This is a genomic window from Gluconobacter frateurii (genome assembly GCF_002723955.1).
Lineage (GTDB): Bacteria > Pseudomonadota > Alphaproteobacteria > Acetobacterales > Acetobacteraceae > Gluconobacter > Gluconobacter frateurii.
The window spans coordinates 165,338-181,529 of record NZ_BEWN01000004.1 but is presented as its reverse complement, the minus strand read 5'-3'; the positions used below and the strand labels follow the sequence as shown (position 1 = coordinate 181,529).

General features: G+C 57.9%; 16 protein-coding genes. 7 read left to right on the top strand and 9 right to left on the bottom strand.

The window, feature by feature from the left end; all coding sequences use genetic code 11:
- Positions 1-4 precede the first annotated feature (4 nt).
- Both GFR01_RS11675 and GFR01_RS11670 read right to left on the bottom strand, forming a co-directional pair.
- A complete protein-coding gene (locus GFR01_RS11675; RefSeq protein ID WP_099182603.1) occupies positions 5-841 on the bottom strand; it encodes a prephenate dehydratase in 837 nt (278 codons plus the stop codon).
- Positions 841-1,566 carry a 3-deoxy-manno-octulosonate cytidylyltransferase gene (locus GFR01_RS11670; RefSeq protein WP_167384248.1) on the bottom strand — a complete coding sequence of 242 codons (726 nt, stop codon included), beginning with the start codon at positions 1,564-1,566 and terminating at the stop codon, positions 841-843. The genes GFR01_RS11675 and GFR01_RS11670 overlap by 1 nt, the downstream gene beginning before the upstream one ends.
- An 85-nt stretch (positions 1,567-1,651) precedes the next feature.
- On the opposite strand from GFR01_RS11670, the gene GFR01_RS11665 reads away from it, so the two are divergent.
- The 3 genes from GFR01_RS11665 to GFR01_RS11655 all read left to right on the top strand — a co-directional run bounded on the left by GFR01_RS11665 (position 1,652) and on the right by GFR01_RS11655 (position 5,340).
- A complete protein-coding gene (locus GFR01_RS11665; RefSeq protein WP_099182601.1) occupies positions 1,652-2,446 on the top strand; it encodes an inositol monophosphatase family protein in 795 nt (264 codons plus the stop codon).
- 92 nt (positions 2,447-2,538) lie between these two features.
- Positions 2,539-3,786, top strand: a complete 1,248-nt coding sequence (gene serA, locus GFR01_RS11660; RefSeq protein WP_063904748.1) for a phosphoglycerate dehydrogenase — start codon at positions 2,539-2,541, stop codon at positions 3,784-3,786.
- Positions 3,787-3,822: 36 nt separating this feature from the next.
- A complete protein-coding gene (locus GFR01_RS11655) occupies positions 3,823-5,340 on the top strand; it encodes a YifB family Mg chelatase-like AAA ATPase (protein WP_099182600.1) in 1,518 nt (505 codons plus the stop codon).
- On the opposite strand, the gene GFR01_RS11650 is transcribed toward GFR01_RS11655, so the two are convergent.
- From GFR01_RS11650 to GFR01_RS11640, 3 genes are read right to left on the bottom strand one after another with little or no spacing between them, the layout of a single operon-like run.
- Complete coding sequence (locus GFR01_RS11650) at positions 5,320-5,529, bottom strand: hypothetical protein (protein ID WP_007282091.1); 210 nt, start codon at positions 5,527-5,529, stop codon at positions 5,320-5,322. The genes GFR01_RS11655 and GFR01_RS11650 overlap by 21 nt on opposite strands.
- Positions 5,529-6,746: a cystathionine beta-lyase gene (metC, locus tag GFR01_RS11645; RefSeq protein WP_099182599.1), complete on the bottom strand. Its 1,218-nt coding sequence runs from the start codon at positions 6,744-6,746 to the stop codon at positions 5,529-5,531. Before metC ends, GFR01_RS11650 begins: the two co-directional genes overlap by 1 nt.
- Entirely contained in the window at positions 6,743-7,645 is a 903-nt protein-coding gene (locus GFR01_RS11640; protein WP_099182598.1) for a sulfurtransferase, read from the bottom strand. Before GFR01_RS11640 ends, metC begins: the two co-directional genes overlap by 4 nt.
- 45 nt (positions 7,646-7,690) lie before the next feature.
- On the opposite strand from GFR01_RS11640, the gene GFR01_RS11635 reads away from it, so the two are divergent.
- Together GFR01_RS11635 and GFR01_RS11630 are read left to right on the top strand one after the other, a co-directional pair.
- Positions 7,691-8,767, top strand: a complete 1,077-nt coding sequence (locus tag GFR01_RS11635) for an AI-2E family transporter (RefSeq protein WP_099182597.1) — start codon at positions 7,691-7,693, stop codon at positions 8,765-8,767.
- A complete protein-coding gene (locus tag GFR01_RS11630; protein WP_063904753.1) occupies positions 8,764-9,390 on the top strand; it encodes an endonuclease/exonuclease/phosphatase family protein in 627 nt (208 codons plus the stop codon). Before GFR01_RS11635 ends, GFR01_RS11630 begins: the two co-directional genes overlap by 4 nt.
- 3 nt (positions 9,391-9,393) lie before the next feature.
- On the opposite strand, the gene cls is transcribed toward GFR01_RS11630, so the two are convergent.
- A complete protein-coding gene (gene cls, locus GFR01_RS11625; RefSeq protein WP_063904754.1) occupies positions 9,394-10,806 on the bottom strand; it encodes a cardiolipin synthase in 1,413 nt (470 codons plus the stop codon).
- Between the two features lie 115 nt (positions 10,807-10,921).
- Between cls and GFR01_RS11620 the strand changes: the two genes are divergently transcribed.
- Positions 10,922-11,644 (top strand): arginyltransferase, encoded by a 723-nt coding sequence (locus GFR01_RS11620; protein ID WP_099182596.1) that lies wholly within the window; start codon positions 10,922-10,924, stop codon positions 11,642-11,644.
- Here GFR01_RS11620 and parC read toward each other — a convergent pair.
- Positions 11,641-13,851 (bottom strand): DNA topoisomerase IV subunit A, encoded by a 2,211-nt coding sequence (gene parC, locus GFR01_RS11615; RefSeq protein ID WP_099182595.1) that lies wholly within the window; start codon positions 13,849-13,851, stop codon positions 11,641-11,643. The genes GFR01_RS11620 and parC overlap by 4 nt on opposite strands.
- On the opposite strand from parC, the gene GFR01_RS11610 reads away from it, so the two are divergent.
- Positions 13,828-14,304 carry a hypothetical protein gene (locus GFR01_RS11610; protein ID WP_099182594.1) on the top strand — a complete coding sequence of 159 codons (477 nt, stop codon included), beginning with the start codon at positions 13,828-13,830 and terminating at the stop codon, positions 14,302-14,304. The two genes, parC and GFR01_RS11610, sit on opposite strands and share 24 nt — an antisense overlap.
- Here GFR01_RS11610 and recO read toward each other — a convergent pair.
- Together recO and tsf are read right to left on the bottom strand one after the other, a co-directional pair.
- Positions 14,264-15,061, bottom strand: a complete 798-nt coding sequence (recO, locus tag GFR01_RS11605) for a DNA repair protein RecO (RefSeq protein ID WP_373317610.1) — start codon at positions 15,059-15,061, stop codon at positions 14,264-14,266. The two genes, GFR01_RS11610 and recO, sit on opposite strands and share 41 nt — an antisense overlap.
- 127 nt (positions 15,062-15,188) lie before the next feature.
- Positions 15,189-16,097, bottom strand: coding sequence for a translation elongation factor Ts (gene tsf, locus GFR01_RS11600; RefSeq protein WP_063904758.1), 909 nt, complete (start codon positions 16,095-16,097; stop codon positions 15,189-15,191).
- Between the last annotated feature and the right edge of the window lie 95 nt (positions 16,098-16,192).

The following is a 16,192-nucleotide window of genomic DNA, read 5'->3' as shown; positions in this document are numbered from 1 at the left end:
AGCGTCATGTGCCGGAACGAGCAAGACTGCGTGGGTATGCACCCAGAATCTTCAAATTGTCGCTGGACTGCTCCAGCTCTTTCAAAGCGGCTGCAAGCGCAGGCTGCTCCGGATGTCCTTCAACATCCATCAGGAACTGCGTCGCCGTGAAAGAGCCGTTCAGCATGTAGCTCTCAATTCGGGTCATGTTTATACCATGCCGCGAAAATCCACCCAATGCCGCGTATAGCGCACCAGCCGTGTTTCCGACCCGCATCAGAAGTGTGGTCAGCGTGTCGTCCCGGCTGACATCCGGAAAGTTCGGCACAGGCGCCACTCGGTAAAACCGCGTGGTATTATGTGCGGCATCTTCCACATTCCGCCTCAGAACCGTAAGGCCGTTCAGTTCGCCCGCGAGAGAAGACGCAATTGCTGCATCCTCTTTGCGTCCCCACTTTGCCACCAGTTCCGCTGCGCCGGCTGTATCAAATTCCGGCACGACTTCCAGATTCAGTTCACGAATGAGCTTACGAACCTGCCCGAGTGCCACTGGATGCGTATGCAAGCGGCGGATATCTGAAATTTCAGTCCCCGGAACAGCCAGAAGGCAGTGCTCAACGCGCTGGAAATGCTCTCCCACAATGTGCAGGCCAGCCTCCGGCAGCAGGGAGTGAATGTCCGGCACACGCCCGGCGAGAGAGTTCTCACAGGCCAGCAGAGCTTCGTCTGCACGCCCATCGTGAACGGCTTCGATCGCGGCTGCGAAACTTGCGCAGGGGAGCGTTGTCCAGCCAGGACGGGCCTGACGGCACGCGAGGTCTGAATAGGCGCCAGGCTGCCCCTGAAAAGCAATTACCGGCATCAGACCAGTCCTCTCACTCGTTCCAGATCCTCAGGCGTATCAACCCCCTGAGGTGCATGTTCAATACGCGCGCACCCAACGGTCATTCCCGCTTCCAGCGCACGAAGCTGCTCCAGACTTTCCCTCTGCTCCAATGCAGAGGGAGGCAGAGACACAAAGCGTTCAAGCGCTTCCCGACGCCATGCGTAGACTCCGACATGGTGCCAGTGCAGACCAGTTCCCCATGGGATCGGCATACGCGAAAAATAGAGTGCCCGTGCGACAGAAGCATCCCCGAAGTCACAGGCGATCTTCACCACCTGCTCGGCATTCCGCTCCCATTCGCTCTGCACGGGCGCAGCAAGCGTTCCAATGTCGAAGCCACCCTGTTTCAGAGGCTCCAGAACAGCCGTTAGACTGCCAGGCTCAATGAGCGGCAAGTCGCCTTGAAGGTTGATGACCACATCATGTTCTCGAGCCGGGTCCACCTGCTCGAGGGCCGCGTGCACACGGTCTGAACCGCTGGCAAGAGACGAGTCGGTCAGGACACCCTGAACGCCTTCCAGTCCACTGACCGCGTCAAGAATGTCCTGATCACCAGCGGCGACCACCACTTTCCCGATTTTTGCCTCAAGAGCCCGTTTCGCAACACGGACAATCATGGGAAGACCGCCAATATCTGCAAGGGGCTTGCGTGGAAGGCGGGTCGAGGCAAGTCTGGAGGGAATGACGATGATCGGACGCATGGCCCTTCTGATGCCGCCCACCTGATCGGGCGTCAATCTGACTCTGGGTTTTCTGTGGGCTTTCTGACGAAAATTGAAGGAAAATATGACTCAAACAGTTCTGAACAAGGCGCTTGCCGTCGCCGAAGCCTGTGCCGATGCTGCCCGCAGGACTGTCATCCCCCATTTCCGGACATCCTTACAGGCCGATGCCAAATCCGATGACAGCCCCGTCACCGTGGCTGATCGTGCGGCTGAAAAGGTCATGCGGTCCATTCTGGAAGAAGCCCTCCCCGAGCACGCCATTCTTGGCGAAGAAAGCGGCATGAGCGGACATGAAGGCGACTGGCTGTGGGTTCTCGACCCGATTGACGGAACACGCGCTTTCCTCACGGGGCGCCCCACCTTCGGCACCCTGATTTCGCTTTTTCATAAAGGCCGTCCGGTGCTCGGTCTGATTGACCAGCCTCTCACCGGGGAGCGCTGGATTGGTGTGGCAGGAGAGAAAACCCGCTTCGTTTCAGATCGCCTTCCTGGTCAGATTGGCACACGCCTCTGCCGGGTATTGAAAGAAGCCGAGCTGTCCTGCACGTCCCCGGAGATTATGACACCGTCCCACACCCCACGCTTTGCGAACCTTCAGAAGCGCGTCCGGAGAACATCCTGGGGTGGCGACTGCTACGCCTATGGACTGCTGGCGCTCGGCCAGATTGACGTCATTGCGGAATGCACGATGAACCCGTGGGACTGGGGTGCACTGGTGCCCGTTATCGAGGGCGCGGGAGGCAGCATCACAGACTGGCAGGGTCAGCCTCTCAGCCTCGATAGCGACGGAACGGTTCTGGCCTGTGGCAACCCTGCCCTGCTCACAGAAATCGTGAGCCACCTTTCCCATCCGTGAACGATGCGTTAGGCATGACGCCCCGGTGATCATGGGCCGGGACAGGTTGGAATGAGAGCCGGAGCCTTCCGGTTCAGGACCGGGATGGAAATATGGACGCGCAATTCTCTCTCCCCAAGAACAAGATCCGCATTCTCCTGCTTGAAGGCATCCATGAGAGTGCTGTCGAGCATTTCAATGTGCAGGGTTATGCAGAGGTCACACGGCTGAAAGGCGCCCTTGAAGGCGATGCCCTCAAAGAAGCGCTTCAGGGCGTACACATGGTCGGCATCCGCAGCCGCACCCAGCTGACACGGGACGTCATCGAAGCCGCTGACCGCCTCATGGCTATCGGCTGCTTCTGCATCGGAACGAATCAGGTCGATCTGGAAGCCGCTCGCATGGCCGGCATTCCGGTCTTCAACGCCCCGTACAGCAACACCCGTTCCGTCGCCGAACTGGTGATGGGCGAAGTCGTCATGCTGATGCGCCGCATCCCGTCCCGTTCCGAGCAGTGCCATCAGGGTGGCTGGGACAAATCTGCCATCAACGCATGGGAAGTTCGCGGTAAGACGCTGGGTATCGTCGGTTATGGCTCTATCGGCTCGCAGCTTTCCGTTCTGGCCGAAGCCTTTGGCATGCGCGTCCTGTATTACGATATCATGCCGCGTCTTCCGCACGGGAACGCCGTAGCCGTTGCCACGCTGAAGGACCTGCTGGCCCAGTCCGACGTCGTCACACTGCATGTTCCCCAGACGCCGGATACGAACCTGCTCATCGGTGAGGCCGAGATCCGGGCGATGAAGCCCAACTCCATCCTGCTCAACAACGCCCGCGGCACTGTCGTGGACCTGGATGCTCTGGCTGCGGCTCTCAAGGACGGTCATCTGATGGGAGCCGGTGTTGACGTCTTCCCGGTCGAGCCGAAGGCTGCAGGTGAGCGTTTTGTTTCCCCCCTTCAGGGTCTGGAAAATGTGCTTCTCACCCCGCATATCGGCGGTTCCACGATGGAAGCACAGGAGCGGATCGGCGTTGAAGTCGCGCGCAAACTGGTGGACTATTCGGATGTTGGCTCCACCATCGGTGCCGTAAATTTTCCGAGCGTACAGCTTCCGGAGCGGCCACGTGGCACGCGTTTCATGCACGTTCACGCCAACCGCCCAGGCATCATGCGACAGATCAACGAACTGTTCGCAGCCGAGAACTGCAATGTCACGGCGCAGTATCTGCAAACAGACGGTGAAGTCGGCTACGTTGTCGTCGAAGCCGAGTCGACGGGTCCGGACATGGACCAGCACCTGCTGGACGGCCTGCGCGCCATGGACGGCACGCTTCGTGCGCGCCTGATTTACCAACGTTAACCATCCGGTAACATGTTCTGGCTACGATCTCGCCCTATGACGACATCCGGCCAGAACACACCTCCCAAGACCACACCTGCTCTCGCCCGTATCCAGAGCTTTGCCTTTTCAGGAATTGAAGCTGTTCCGGTGACGGTCGAAGTTCAGGTTTCGACCGGATTACCCGCGTTTCTGGTCGTGGGTATGGCGGACAAATCTGTCGGGGAAGCCCGCGAACGCGTCCGTGCCGCCCTGACGGCAATGGGTCTGGCGCTTCCGCCCAAACGAATTCTGGTCAATCTGGTCCCGGCCGACCTCATCAAGGAAGGCGCGCATTTTGACCTTCCCATTGCCCTTGGACTGCTTGTGGCGATGGGACTTCTCCCCTTCGAGGCCGTGTCCGCTTATGCCGCCGTTGGCGAGCTTTCTCTGGATGGGCGCGTTAATCCAATCAACGGTGTTCTGTCCGCAGCTCTGGGTGCCGCAACAGAGGGCTTAGGCCTGATCTGTCCTTCGCTTCAGGGCACGGAAGCACGATGGGGTAATCCCGGTCATGACATTCTGGCACCAGAAACACTCCTATCGCTTGTGTCTCATTTCCGGGGCGAACAGGTTCTGACGCCCGTTCCGCCTGCGCAGGGCTACACGCCTGATTACGGGCCGGACCTCGCAGACGTCAAAGGTATGGCGCTGGGTCGGCGCGCACTGGAGATCGCAGCAGCCGGTGGACATTCCGTTCTCATGAGCGGACCGCCCGGCGCTGGCAAATCCATGCTGGCATGTCGTCTGCCGAGTATCCTGCCGGATCTCACAACGGAAGAAATGTTGGAGACAAGCCGGATTCACAGCGTCTCCGGTCTTCTGAAAGAGGGACGCCTGACGGTTCGGCCGCCTTATCGCGCCCCACATCACAGTGCGAGCCTTCCCGCCATGGTCGGCGGAGGAGCGAAAGCGAGGCCCGGCGAAGTCAGTCTGGCGCATAACGGGGTGCTGTTCCTGGATGAACTGCCCGAATTCTCCCGGTCCTGTCTGGAATCGCTGCGTCAGCCTATTGAGACGGGGTCCATCTGCATTGCGCGTGCGGCCCAGCACACGACTTATCCGGCCCGTTTCCAGTTTATTGCCGCGATGAACCCCTGCCGTTGCGGCTATCTGGGAGACCCGGAACGGAGTTGCCGCAAGGCTCCTCGTTGCGGGGAAGATTACAGTGCAAAAATCTCAGGCCCCATGCTCGATCGCATGGATATCTGCGTGCAGATTGACCCACTTTCGCCCGTCGAAATCAGCCGGGCACCACGAGGTGAGGACAGCGCGACGGTCCGCGCCCGTGTTGAAAAGACGCGGGCACGGCAGATCGAACGGCAGGGTGCTTGTAATGCTCAGGTCTCACCAGACCTGTTCGTCATGGATGATGATGCTCGTTCCATGGCTGAACAGGCCGCCGAGAAAATGCGCCTTTCCAACCGCGGGCTGACACGCCTGATGCGTGTTTCCCGAACCATTGCTGATCTGGAAGGCACGCAGCAGATCCAGCGCCATCATGTTGCCGAGGCCTTAGGCTTTCGGCGGAGGTAATCCGTTCTTGCGACGACCCAGATCCCGGAAGGACGGGATCATAGCCACCATGATAAACAGCGTGATCCAGAAATTGATCTGATGGAACAAAGCCGTGCCGTACAGCCACACCCCATAAAGCAGGGTCGCGGTCATGACGGCATAACCGACCACCATGACCCACCAGATAATCCATTCCTTGCTTGGCATTACTGATCCACCCCGGCAAGACCATCCAGCCCTCGCGCCAGATCAGCCTTGAGATCATCCACGCTTTCCAGACCGATATGCAGGCGGAAGGTTGCCGCCTTCGGGCCACCTTCTCCCGTCACGCGGCGAACATGCCCCGTCGTGGGAAGCACAAGGCTTTCATAACCTCCCCAGGAGGCTCCAATCCCGAACATGCTCAGACCGTCGATCATCCGCTCCGCAGCCGCGACACTGATGTCCGGCTTAAGCTCGACACCAAACAGGCCGCATGCGCCTGTAAAATCACGCTTCCAGATTTCGTGCCCCGGACAGTCTTCCAGAGCCGGGTGCAGCACACGCGCCACTTCCGGACGTGTCTTCAACCACTGGGCAATTTCAAGTGCCGAACGGGCCTGGTGCGCCAGTCGCACGCCGATTGTCCTGAGACCGCGTAGAGTAAGCCAGCAATCGTCCGGGCTGGAACATTGCCCAAGTTGGATGGAGGCGTCACGCAAGGTCTTCCAATGTCCCTCATCGTTAACGGTTATAGACCCGATAATGACATCCGAGTGGCCGCCGGGATATTTTGAGAGAGCCTGAATGGACAAATCCACACCATGCTCGAACGGCTGAAAAACACCGATTCCCCAAGTGTTATCGAGGAACAGCAACGCCCCTGCCTGATGAGCAACGTCTGCGAGCATAGGGACGTCTTGCACTTCAAACGTGTGGCTACCTGGACTTTCCGCTAGAACGATGCGTGTTTCCGGCTTGATCAACGCCTCTACCTCTTCACGCGTCGCCAGCGGGGCATAATACGTGGTGTTTATTCCCATACGCTTGAGCATGGTGTCAGCAAAACGACGGGTTGGCCCATAAACTGAGTCAGGTAGAAGCAGATGGTCCCCTTGTCCTAAAAACGCCAAAAGTGCCGTTGTGCATGCACTCAGGCCAGAATTTACGACCTGTGTATGTGTTCCCCCTTCAATGGATGCCAGCAGCTTTTCAAGCTCATGTTGAATAGGGGTGCCCATGGCACCATACACCGCTTTATGAGCATGGCTCCGACCATCCATGCGATTCATGGCTTCCAGCGTGGGAAACAGAACAGTGGAGCCTCGCGTAGGAGGAATATTTACCAGGGTTCCACCGTCACTGGCGTCTTCTCTTGCCCCCTGTACCAAGGTTGAAGCCAGGCGTTTCCAACCGGTGCTCACACGTGTTTCAATATCGCTCATACCTGATCTTCTCCCGTTACAATTGGCGCGTCCGGATCGCTTCCCCATTCTGCCCATGATCCATCATACAGTGCTCCATCCGGAAGCCCGGCGATGGCCAGTCCAGCCAGAAGCGTGGCAGCTGTCAGTCCCGACCCGCAGCTTGTAATGACGCGACGCCCGGCGACTGGCGCAAACAAGGAGCGAAGCGTTTCCGCAGGCAGGAAATGACCATGCTCATCGACAAGCCGTGTCCAGTCCATACTAAGGGCACCGGCCATATGACCGCCACGCACCCCCGGTCTCGGTTCAGGTACAGACGCCGTAAAGCGCCCATGACTGCGGGCGTCCAGTACGACTGTCTGGGAGGGAGCTTCCAGAATGTCTCCGCTTCCCGCCAGCAGGCCATATCGTGGGCGCGTTCTGTATCGGGCGGGCGATACCAGAGCGGGTTCACCATGCTCGATAGTGCCACCGGCTTCCTGCCAAGCCTTCAGTCCGCCATCAAGAATTCGAACAGTCCGGTGCCCGAACAGGCATGCCAGCCACCATCCCCGACAGGCTCCGACACTTCCTTTTCCATCATAAAAGACGATCGGCGTGTCTTCGGTCAGGCCAAGTTCGCCCATCAGACGCGCGAACCGGGCTGCACCCGGCACGGTATGGGGCAAGCTGCTTTCCGGATCGGCAAAGACATCAATGTCGAATCGGCGTGCACCCGGAATACGGGCCTCACGGAACGCAGCGTCCGGATTTCCGTTCTGACCGGGCAGGAGAACGCTGGCATCCAGCGGAACATACGCCGTAGTCCCTGCAAGGAGGTCCTGTGCGGCAAGAAGCGGTGAATTCATCATTCTACTACCATAGGTCGAGGGATGCGCAGGACGCCAGAGCGTGGCAGACTGTTCAGCCATGAACATGCAGGTCCCTGCCTTGAAGCCACTGATCCGCTGGAAGTCCGCCCCATGACAACCGAGCGGATCATTCTGGGCTTCGTCCTTGTCGGAATTGCCTATGGATGCGGCGTCATCCTCTGGCCGTTTCTTTCGGCCATCCTCTGGGCGGCTATCCTGACCTTCTCCAGCTGGCCGATCTACCGGTGGCTGAGACGTCACATTCGTCCCTCCCTCGCCGCACTGGCCATGATGGTCCTCAGTGCGGTGACCATCATCGTCCCACTGTCGGTTCTGACGTCTGCTGGCATCAGTGACATCCCGGAAACCATTGGCACGCTGGATAGTCTGCTTCTTAAAGCGGGCTCGGCCGGACCGCCTCCGGCATGGATGGCTCATATTCCGCTGGCAGGACCTCATCTGGTCGAATGGTGGCACCATCTGACTCATGATGTCGGTGCGGCTACAGAAATGTTGCGTCCCTATTTTGGCCAGATCGCCCATTACACACTCGCCATTCTGATGAAGCTTGCCAGTGGTCTGGTGGAGCTTGTCATGGCTTTGTTCGTGGCATTCTTTCTCTGGCTGAATGGCGATTCACTCGGTCTTACCATCACGGCGCTGATTGCCCGGATCGCCGGTCCCCGGGCCACACCACGCCTGATCAACGTCATCGGACGGACAATCAGGGGTACGGTTTATGGCGTTCTGGGCACAGCAATCATTCAGGGCGTCCTGACGGGCATCGGCCTCATGATTGCAGGCGTTCCCTCACCGGTTCTTCTCGCGGGGATTGCCGCTTTCGTCGCAGTCTTCCCAATTGGCGCCCCCCTGATCTGGATCCCGGCGGCTCTCTGGCTCGGCATGAACCATCACGTTGGGCACGGCCTTTTCCTTGCCGCTTACGGCATCATCGTCATTTCCGGGGCAGACCATCTGATCCGGCCCATTTTCATTTCACGGGGTGCTCAGTTGCCCTATCTGCTGACTGTGCTGGGCGTCCTGGGTGGCGTTGTGGCTTTTGGTGGGCTCGGCATCTTTCTTGGGCCGGTCCTACTTGCTGTCGGCTATACGCTCACCAGTGAGTTTGCTGCTGGTCCGCATCGACCTGAACCGCGACATCTTTATATTTCGGAGTCTCCCAAGTGACGGCATCCCTTCTGTCCGGTTCACCCTTTCGCATCCTGAGCTGGAATCTCCTTCGCTGGGATGGCGCATCACTGGAAGATGTTCTGACCGTTATCCGTTCGGAAGATCCGGATGTTGTGCTGATGCAGGAAGCACAGGAACCTGTCGACGTCCTGCCTGAAATTCTGGGCGGCTATTACGACCGCATTCCGCTTCCTGGCCGCCCACATGGCACAGCATGCTGGAGCCGTCTGCCGTTCACGCGACCGCCTTCTTTCTGCCATCTGCCACGGGGGCTGGTTGTGAAGCGCACAGCGCAGATCATCGATTTCGGAAGTTTCTCGCTGGCCAATGTGCATCTGTCGCACGGACAGATCCTTAACCGTCGGCAGCTTCGCAGCCTGACGACGAGCATGCATCGGCGTGCCGTCATCATGGGGGATTTCAATCTGGTCGGGCCGGTCATGTTGCCCGGATTTCACGATGTCGGCCCCAAGGAAAAAACCCATCGGATGCTGGATCGTCTTCCCTTGCGGCTGGACCGCTGCCTTGTACGCGGTGTGAACCGTCTTGAGGCCCGCGCGCTCCCACGTTTCGGCTCGGATCATCGTCCGATTTCCGTCACGCTGCGGCTCAGCCCCTAAACCTCACAGATAAGGCAGGAAAAGCCTGAGCGCCGCGTTCCGGATCTGGATCACATAGGGCGTCCGATCAATATCATGATGGGTCAGTCGGTTCTTTCTGTGTGTATCCATGAAAGCTGACAGGTCCCGGGCCACATCGCGATCATAAACCTCAAGATTGATCTCGAAATTCAGGCGGAGGGATCGAACATCCAGATTGGTGCTGCCAACAAAACTCCACTCATCATCCACGACCATCAGCTTCGAGTGATTAAACGGCGGATCAGCCATCCAGACCCGGCAACCTGCATCAAGAAATGGTCGCAGATTGGCATCACGCGCAAAATCAATGATCGCGTGATTGCTGCTTTTGGGCACGACAATGTCAATCACAACGCCTCGTAGAGCCGCCAAATTGAGCGCCGACGAAAACCGGTCATCCGGCAAAAAATAGGGCGTCATGAGGCGCACATGTTTCTTGGCCAGGGTAATGGCCTGCAACATGCCGTATTCAATCTTCTCAAGATCAGCATCTGGCCCCGACGTCACGATCCGCATCGGAATATCGCCAACCGGAAGCGGCTCAGGCAAATAAGGCTCGCCCTTGAGCTCTTCCCCAGTCGTAAATGACCAGTCCCATGCAAAAGCGACGGACAACTGGTGCACGACCGGGCCACGCAGCTCGAAATGTGTGTCCGCGACAGGGAGCTTTGTCCGAAGGCGAAGCATGTTTTCTTCGCCAATATTCAATCCGCCCATGAAACCGACCTGGCCATCTACAACCAGAATTTTGCGATGGTTTCGCAGGTTGATGAACGGCATGCGCCACGGCCAGACGGAGTGCATGAACCGGGAGCATTTGACGCCATCCCGCCGAAGCCGACGCTCTATCGCACACCGGAAATACCCACTCCCGATACCGTCCACCAGAACACGAACTTCCACGCCACGTTTGTGGGCGTCGACAAGGACTTCAGCGAACTGCTCGCCAATCCGGTCTGCGCGGAAAATATAGGAGCAGAGAATAACCGACGTTTTTGCATGCCGGATGGCCTCAATCATAATAGGATAGGCATTATCTCCATCATGAAGAACCTTTACGGAGTTCCCGCGCATCAACGGTCGTTCTGTGAGGCGGCCCAGCATTTTTGCGAGTGGTGCCAGATCTCCTTCCATGACCTGCCGGTATTTGGCGAGAAGCTCCCGCCCTTCCCAGGAATGATGGTCAATCATTTTGCGAGCCCGGCGATGAACGCGATTGATGCCAAACATCAGATACAGGGCGGTACCCAGAAAGGGCCCGATCCAACAGACACCAATCCATGCCGCACAGGCGGATGTATTGCGTTTATGGCGGAGGGCATGAAGCGTAACCATGATGGGAAGTGCCCATCGCAGGCATATCAGAATGAAATCCAGAACAGTCCAGTGGCTCATAAAACTCCCTGCCAGGCCGAGGCTGTACCCTTCCCGCGAAGATGATGGATGCGTCAGCCTGATGTCTGGGCTACGCTAGGAAACCAACCCGGCATTTTCCGAGAGGAGCGACCCTGTGCAGCATCGTCCTCAGCTCTTCTACACGACGGAGCCAGCGCCCTGCCCGTACCTGCCCAACCGCATGGAACGCAAGGTCCTGACAGATCTTTCCGGACCCGAAGCTGCGTCCCTGCATGACCGTCTCTCCCAGGCCGGCTTCAGACGGAGCCACACCATTGCCTATGCGCCAGTGTGCATGGACTGCCGGGCGTGTAAACCGATGCGCCTTCCTGTCGCTCTCTTCCACCCCTCGCGGACACAGCAGCGACTCTGGAAACGTCATCAGGATATCAAGATCACCATTGCAGCGCCGGTTCCAACACAGGAACAGTTTGTCCTGTTTCAGGCCTATCAGAAAAACCGTCATACAGACGGGGATATGGCCCATATGTCTTGGCAGGAATATGCCGATCTGATCTCAAACACGCCCGTCGAAACCATTGTTGTCGAATTTCGCACTCCGGCGGATCAACTCATCTGTGTGTCTCTTGTTGACGTAATGTCGGACGGCCTTTCCGCCGTCTATACATTCTACGACACCACGATAACTGCGGAATCCTGGGGAACGTTCTCAATTCTTTGGCTGCTTAATTTGGCCGAACAGCGCGGATACCTTCACCTGTACCTCGGCTATTATGTGCCTGGCAGCCAGAAAATGGCTTACAAAGCCAAATTCCGGCCTGCCGAGATCTTTCAGAGTGGCCACTGGACCCCCCTGAATATCCCGTCTGAAACTTAACTCGGCTTGCGCAGCATCCATTGCGGCGCTGCACGACCGACCGCCCCGCGACGCCCTTCCAATGGTGCAAGATCGGCGGCGGGACGAATACGTTGCCCTTCCTGCCAGAGGAGACCACTTTCAAGCGTGAAAGTCCGCAGATCCCGCAATGTGCTGTCTCCGAGTTTCTGAAGAGACACACCGGACCCACGGGTCATTTCCGGCACCTGCTCCATCGGGAAAATCAGGGCGCGCTTGTTATGTCCGAGAGCCAGCACATGGGTTCCAATAGCAGGGATACAGGCAAAGATGCTTTCTCCGTCCTTGACGTTGAAAACCTGCTTACCCGTCCGCTTCTCTGCCACAATCCCGGCTTCCGTGACGATCATGCCACGCCCGCTTTCAGACGCGATCAGACGTTTGCCGTCTTCCGTAACCGGGAACATCGCAACCACGCGCTCTTCCTGCGCAATATCAACAAGCGTCCGGACCGGCTGACCGAACCCACGTCCACGTGGTAGATCAGCAGCCTTAATCGTGAAGGCCTTGCCGCCGCTGGCAATCAGGCAGACCCGATCCGTACTCTGACATTCCGTCATGAAACCAGCGTCGTCGCCTTCCTTGAAACGGTGTCCCTGCGGATCCAGCCCATGCCCCTTCATGGCGCGGATCCATCCTTCGCGGGATAGGAGAATCGTCAGAGGTTCACGATCCACTTCAAACGCGGCAGAAATATCGACGGCTTTGGGTGGCGCAGCAATCTGCGTCCGCCGATCACCCAGCGGGCCACTTCCGAACTTCTTGATCGTTGCATCCAGATCCTTGCCAATCCGGGTCCACCGACGCTTTTCAGAGCCCAGAAGGGTCTCAAGTGCTTTGCGTTCATTTGCAAGAGCGTCACGCTCCTTGCGGATTTCCATTTCTTCCAGCCTACGCAGCGAACGCAGACGCATGTTCAGAACAGCCTCCGCCTGAATATCCGTCAGGCTAAAGGTCTTCATCAGACTGACCTTCGGCTCGTCCTCTTCCCGGATAATCCGAATGACCTCATCCAGGTTCAGATAGACCGCAAGAAAGCCGTCCAGAATTTCCAGTCGGCGCATAACAGCTGCCAGACGATGGTTTGATCGACGAACCAGCACTTCATGGACATGCGCCAGCCAGGCCTGAATAACCTGCTTGATCGACAGCACACCCGGCACCCGGTCACCGCCCAGAACATTCATGTTCAGGCTGAACCGGTTCTCCAACGCGGTATTACGGAACATCGTCTCCATCAGAACTTCAGGGTCACATCCCTTGGTCTTGGGCTCCAGCACAAGACGGATATCCATCGTGCTTTCATCCCGAACGTCTCCAAGCAGCGGGAGCTTACGCTGCTCCATCAGCTCGGCAATCTGCTCGATCAAACGGGACTTCTGAACCTGATAGGGAATTTCCGTGACAACGATGCACCAGGTCCCGAACCGTCCCTGCTCCACTTCCCAGCGCGCGCGTGTCCGGAAGCTGCCACGACCGGTTTCATAGGATCGAATAATCGAATCGCGATCCTCGACCAGAATTCCGCCTGTCGGGAAATCCGGACCGGGGATGAAATCCACCAGTTCCGCCACCGAGGCGTCCGGCTTTTCAATCAGATATTTGGCAGCACGACAGATTTCCGCTGCGTTATGAGGCGGAATACTCGTTGCCATGCCCACAGCAATGCCCGCAGCGCCGTTGGCCAGCAGGTTCGGGAATGTACCAGGAAGAACAACGGGTTCGTGATCTTCATTATCGTAAGTTGGGCGGAAATCTACAGCATCATCATTGATGCCATCCAGCAGCGTCTGCGCAATCTCGGTCAGACGGCTTTCCGTATACCGCATGGCGGCTGCGCCATCACCGTCGATGGAGCCAAAATTGCCCTGGCCTTCGACGAGCGGATAACGGACAGCAAAATCCTGCGCCAGACGCACCAGTGCTTCGTAAACGGACGCATCACCGTGTGGGTGAAACTTACCGATCACGTCACCGACGACACGTGCACACTTTTTAAACCCTGATGTGGGATCAAGGCGTAGCTGCTGCATCGCATAGAGGAGGCGCCGGTGCACCGGCTTGAGACCATCACGCACATCCGGAAGGGACCGCGACATGATCGTCGACATCGCATACGCAATATATCGCTCGCTCAGAGCCTCCGCGAGCTTGGTATCCTCAATATGACCCGCCAGATCAACGCCCATGCACTTCCCCTTTTCTCAGCAGGACTTAGACACTGGCGCCCGCTCCTGTCCAGCGCTGCGCTCGTTCTTCTTTCAGCCTGTTCGCCTTACCGACCGATCCTCCATGAAGAAGATACCCTCGCCCGCAATGGCTTTGTTGCCCATCCGGCTGATACCACGGCCCGGTGGCAGATGATGAACCTGCTGCCTCCGAACACCATGACCTATCGTATGCAGAGCAATATCGCCGTGATGCTCTATGCTGACCCGACCGCATGTGGATGCGTCTATATGGGCAACACCGCAGCATACCACGCTTATCAGATGAGCCATCATGTTTCCCACGATGAAGAACAGCGGATGACAGCAGAAATCAACCAGCATCCGGGATGGGACTGGTCAGTCTGGAACTGGACTGCTGACCCGGATGTCGTCAGCGGGGTTCGTCCGGGTCCAGTTCAGGTTCGGTATTGAGGTCAGCGGTCGCATCGTCTTTTCCGGCCAACCTGCGGACACGCTCGAAAAGTCTTTCGCGCGCTGCAGGCAATGGCTGATGACGAACGCCAAAAACCCACCTTGAAAGGAAATGGCCCGTCAGGGTCATTCCCGCAAACCAGTCTTCCGGATTTCCATCCTCCGTCTCATTCGCCAGAAACACAGGAAGTGGCAGTAGACGGTCCCTCCAGACACCCGCCCCCTCCTCACTCACGGCCCGGCCAGATTTAGGGGACACGAAATGCAGGTTGTCGCAAGCTCCGGTAACGGCGCAGGCGGAAAGATCCAGCCCGTAACCCAGTTCTGCCAGCAATTCCCGCTCCCACCGCAGATATGCGGCTATGGGAGGCGGCTCTGGGGCGACACCAATCAACGTCAGAAGCCGGATAAGCCTCATGAAGAGTTCGGGATGTGCTTCACCTTGTGGAAGTGCGCCATCAGCCAGAGCGCATGCACTGCTGACCATTGCCAACTGGAGCGGCAGATCAAGCAGTCTCGCCCCCACACTCTGAACAGGCTCAGCCGTCACGGCCCCAAGCTGATCAGACAGCCGGGCCCGCCAGCGGGCCATGACGAGGTTACCCGTTTGCCACAGCGGAGCCTGCTTTCTCGAGCCGCCGCCACGCACCATGCCATGTGAAATACCTTGCTCTTCGCTCAACAGGTGAACAAGAGCACTTCCCTCCCCGTACGGCCGAACGGACAGGACAAGTGCGGCAGCTTCCCATTCCATCATTGCGAAACAGCCCTAAAAAGACGCCAAAAAACAGAAAAACTCCCGCGCGATTACCGCACGGGAGTTTCCAGTCTTTTTCAGTTCCGACCGGATAGGCACGCCTGCCGACCGGAAAGGAAGAAAGATCTTACTTCGTGCCAGCAGCAGCAGCCACTTCGGCAGCGAAGTCGTTTTCTTCCTTCTCGATGCCTTCACCAAGCTGGAAGCGCTCGAAGCCAACCAGCTTCGCGCCAGCCTTGTCCACAACCTTGGCCACGCGGCTTTCGCCATCGAGAACCCAGACCTGCTCCAGAAGAACAACTTCTTCGTAGAACTTGCGGATACGACCTTCGACCATCTTCTCGATGATGGCTTCCGGCTTGCCAGAATCACGAGCCTGATCGATCAGAACAGCGCGCTCACGCTCCAGAGCCTCCGGATCGACGCTTGCAACGTCCAGAGCAGCCGGACGGGTTGCAGCAACGTGCATGCCAATCTGGCGGCCGAGCGTCAGGAGAGCATCGGACTCGGACGGAGCTTGAAGAGCTGCGAGAACACCGATCTTGCCAATGCCCGGGCGCAGTGCGCTGTGAACGTAGCTGGCAACAACACCGGACTCAACGGACAGAACGCGAGCGCGACGGATCGACATGTTTTCGCCGATCGTAGCGATCAGGTGCGTCAGTTCGTCAGCAACCGTACGGCCAGACGGAACCTTGGCAGCTTTGATGGCTTCCAGGTCTTCGCCAACTTCCAGAGCAACGTGAGCAACCTGCTCAACGAATGCCTGGAATGCTTCGTTACGGCCAACGAAGTCCGTCTCAGCGTTGACTTCGACCATGGCGGCGCGGTTCGGGCCGGAAACGACACCAACCAGACCTTCAGCCGTGGTACGGCCGGACTTCTTGGCAGCCTGGGACAGACCCTTGGTGCGCAGCCAGTCGATGGCTGCTTCCATGTCAGCAGCAGCTTCCGTCAGAGCCTTCTTGCAATCCATCATGCCTGCGCCGGTCTTCTCGCGCAGTTCGCGAACCAGGGCTGCGGTGATTTCTGCCATGTTCTCTTATCCCTCGAAAAGATCATGCGGCCGAGCGTAAACGCCCGACCGCATGCATGTTTTTTCCAGTTGCCGTATCTTCAGAGAGGACACGG

Excerpts from the sequence above, each read along its gene's own strand:
- GFR01_RS11675 (WP_099182603.1), bottom strand. The coding sequence starts at position 841 with ATGCCGGTAATTGCTTTTCAGGGGCAGCCTGGCGCCTATTCAGACCTC.
- GFR01_RS11670 (WP_167384248.1), bottom strand. The coding sequence starts at position 1,566 with ATGCGTCCGATCATCGTCATTCCCTCCAGACTTGCCTCGACCCGCCTT.
- GFR01_RS11665 (WP_099182601.1), top strand. The coding sequence starts at position 1,652 with ATGACTCAAACAGTTCTGAACAAGGCGCTTGCCGTCGCCGAAGCCTGT.
- serA (WP_063904748.1), top strand. The coding sequence starts at position 2,539 with ATGGACGCGCAATTCTCTCTCCCCAAGAACAAGATCCGCATTCTCCTG.
- GFR01_RS11655 (WP_099182600.1), top strand. The coding sequence starts at position 3,823 with ATGACGACATCCGGCCAGAACACACCTCCCAAGACCACACCTGCTCTC.
- GFR01_RS11650 (WP_007282091.1), bottom strand. The coding sequence starts at position 5,529 with ATGCCAAGCAAGGAATGGATTATCTGGTGGGTCATGGTGGTCGGTTAT.
- metC (WP_099182599.1), bottom strand. The coding sequence starts at position 6,746 with ATGAGCGATATTGAAACACGTGTGAGCACCGGTTGGAAACGCCTGGCT.
- GFR01_RS11640 (WP_099182598.1), bottom strand. The coding sequence starts at position 7,645 with ATGTTCATGGCTGAACAGTCTGCCACGCTCTGGCGTCCTGCGCATCCC.
- GFR01_RS11635 (WP_099182597.1), top strand. The coding sequence starts at position 7,691 with ATGACAACCGAGCGGATCATTCTGGGCTTCGTCCTTGTCGGAATTGCC.
- cls (WP_063904754.1), bottom strand. The coding sequence starts at position 10,806 with ATGAGCCACTGGACTGTTCTGGATTTCATTCTGATATGCCTGCGATGG.
- GFR01_RS11610 (WP_099182594.1), top strand. The coding sequence starts at position 13,828 with ATGACCCGCCAGATCAACGCCCATGCACTTCCCCTTTTCTCAGCAGGA.
- parC (WP_099182595.1), bottom strand. The coding sequence starts at position 13,851 with ATGGGCGTTGATCTGGCGGGTCATATTGAGGATACCAAGCTCGCGGAG.
- recO (WP_373317610.1), bottom strand. The coding sequence starts at position 15,061 with ATGATGGAATGGGAAGCTGCCGCACTTGTCCTGTCCGTTCGGCCGTAC.
- tsf (WP_063904758.1), bottom strand. The coding sequence starts at position 16,097 with ATGGCAGAAATCACCGCAGCCCTGGTTCGCGAACTGCGCGAGAAGACC.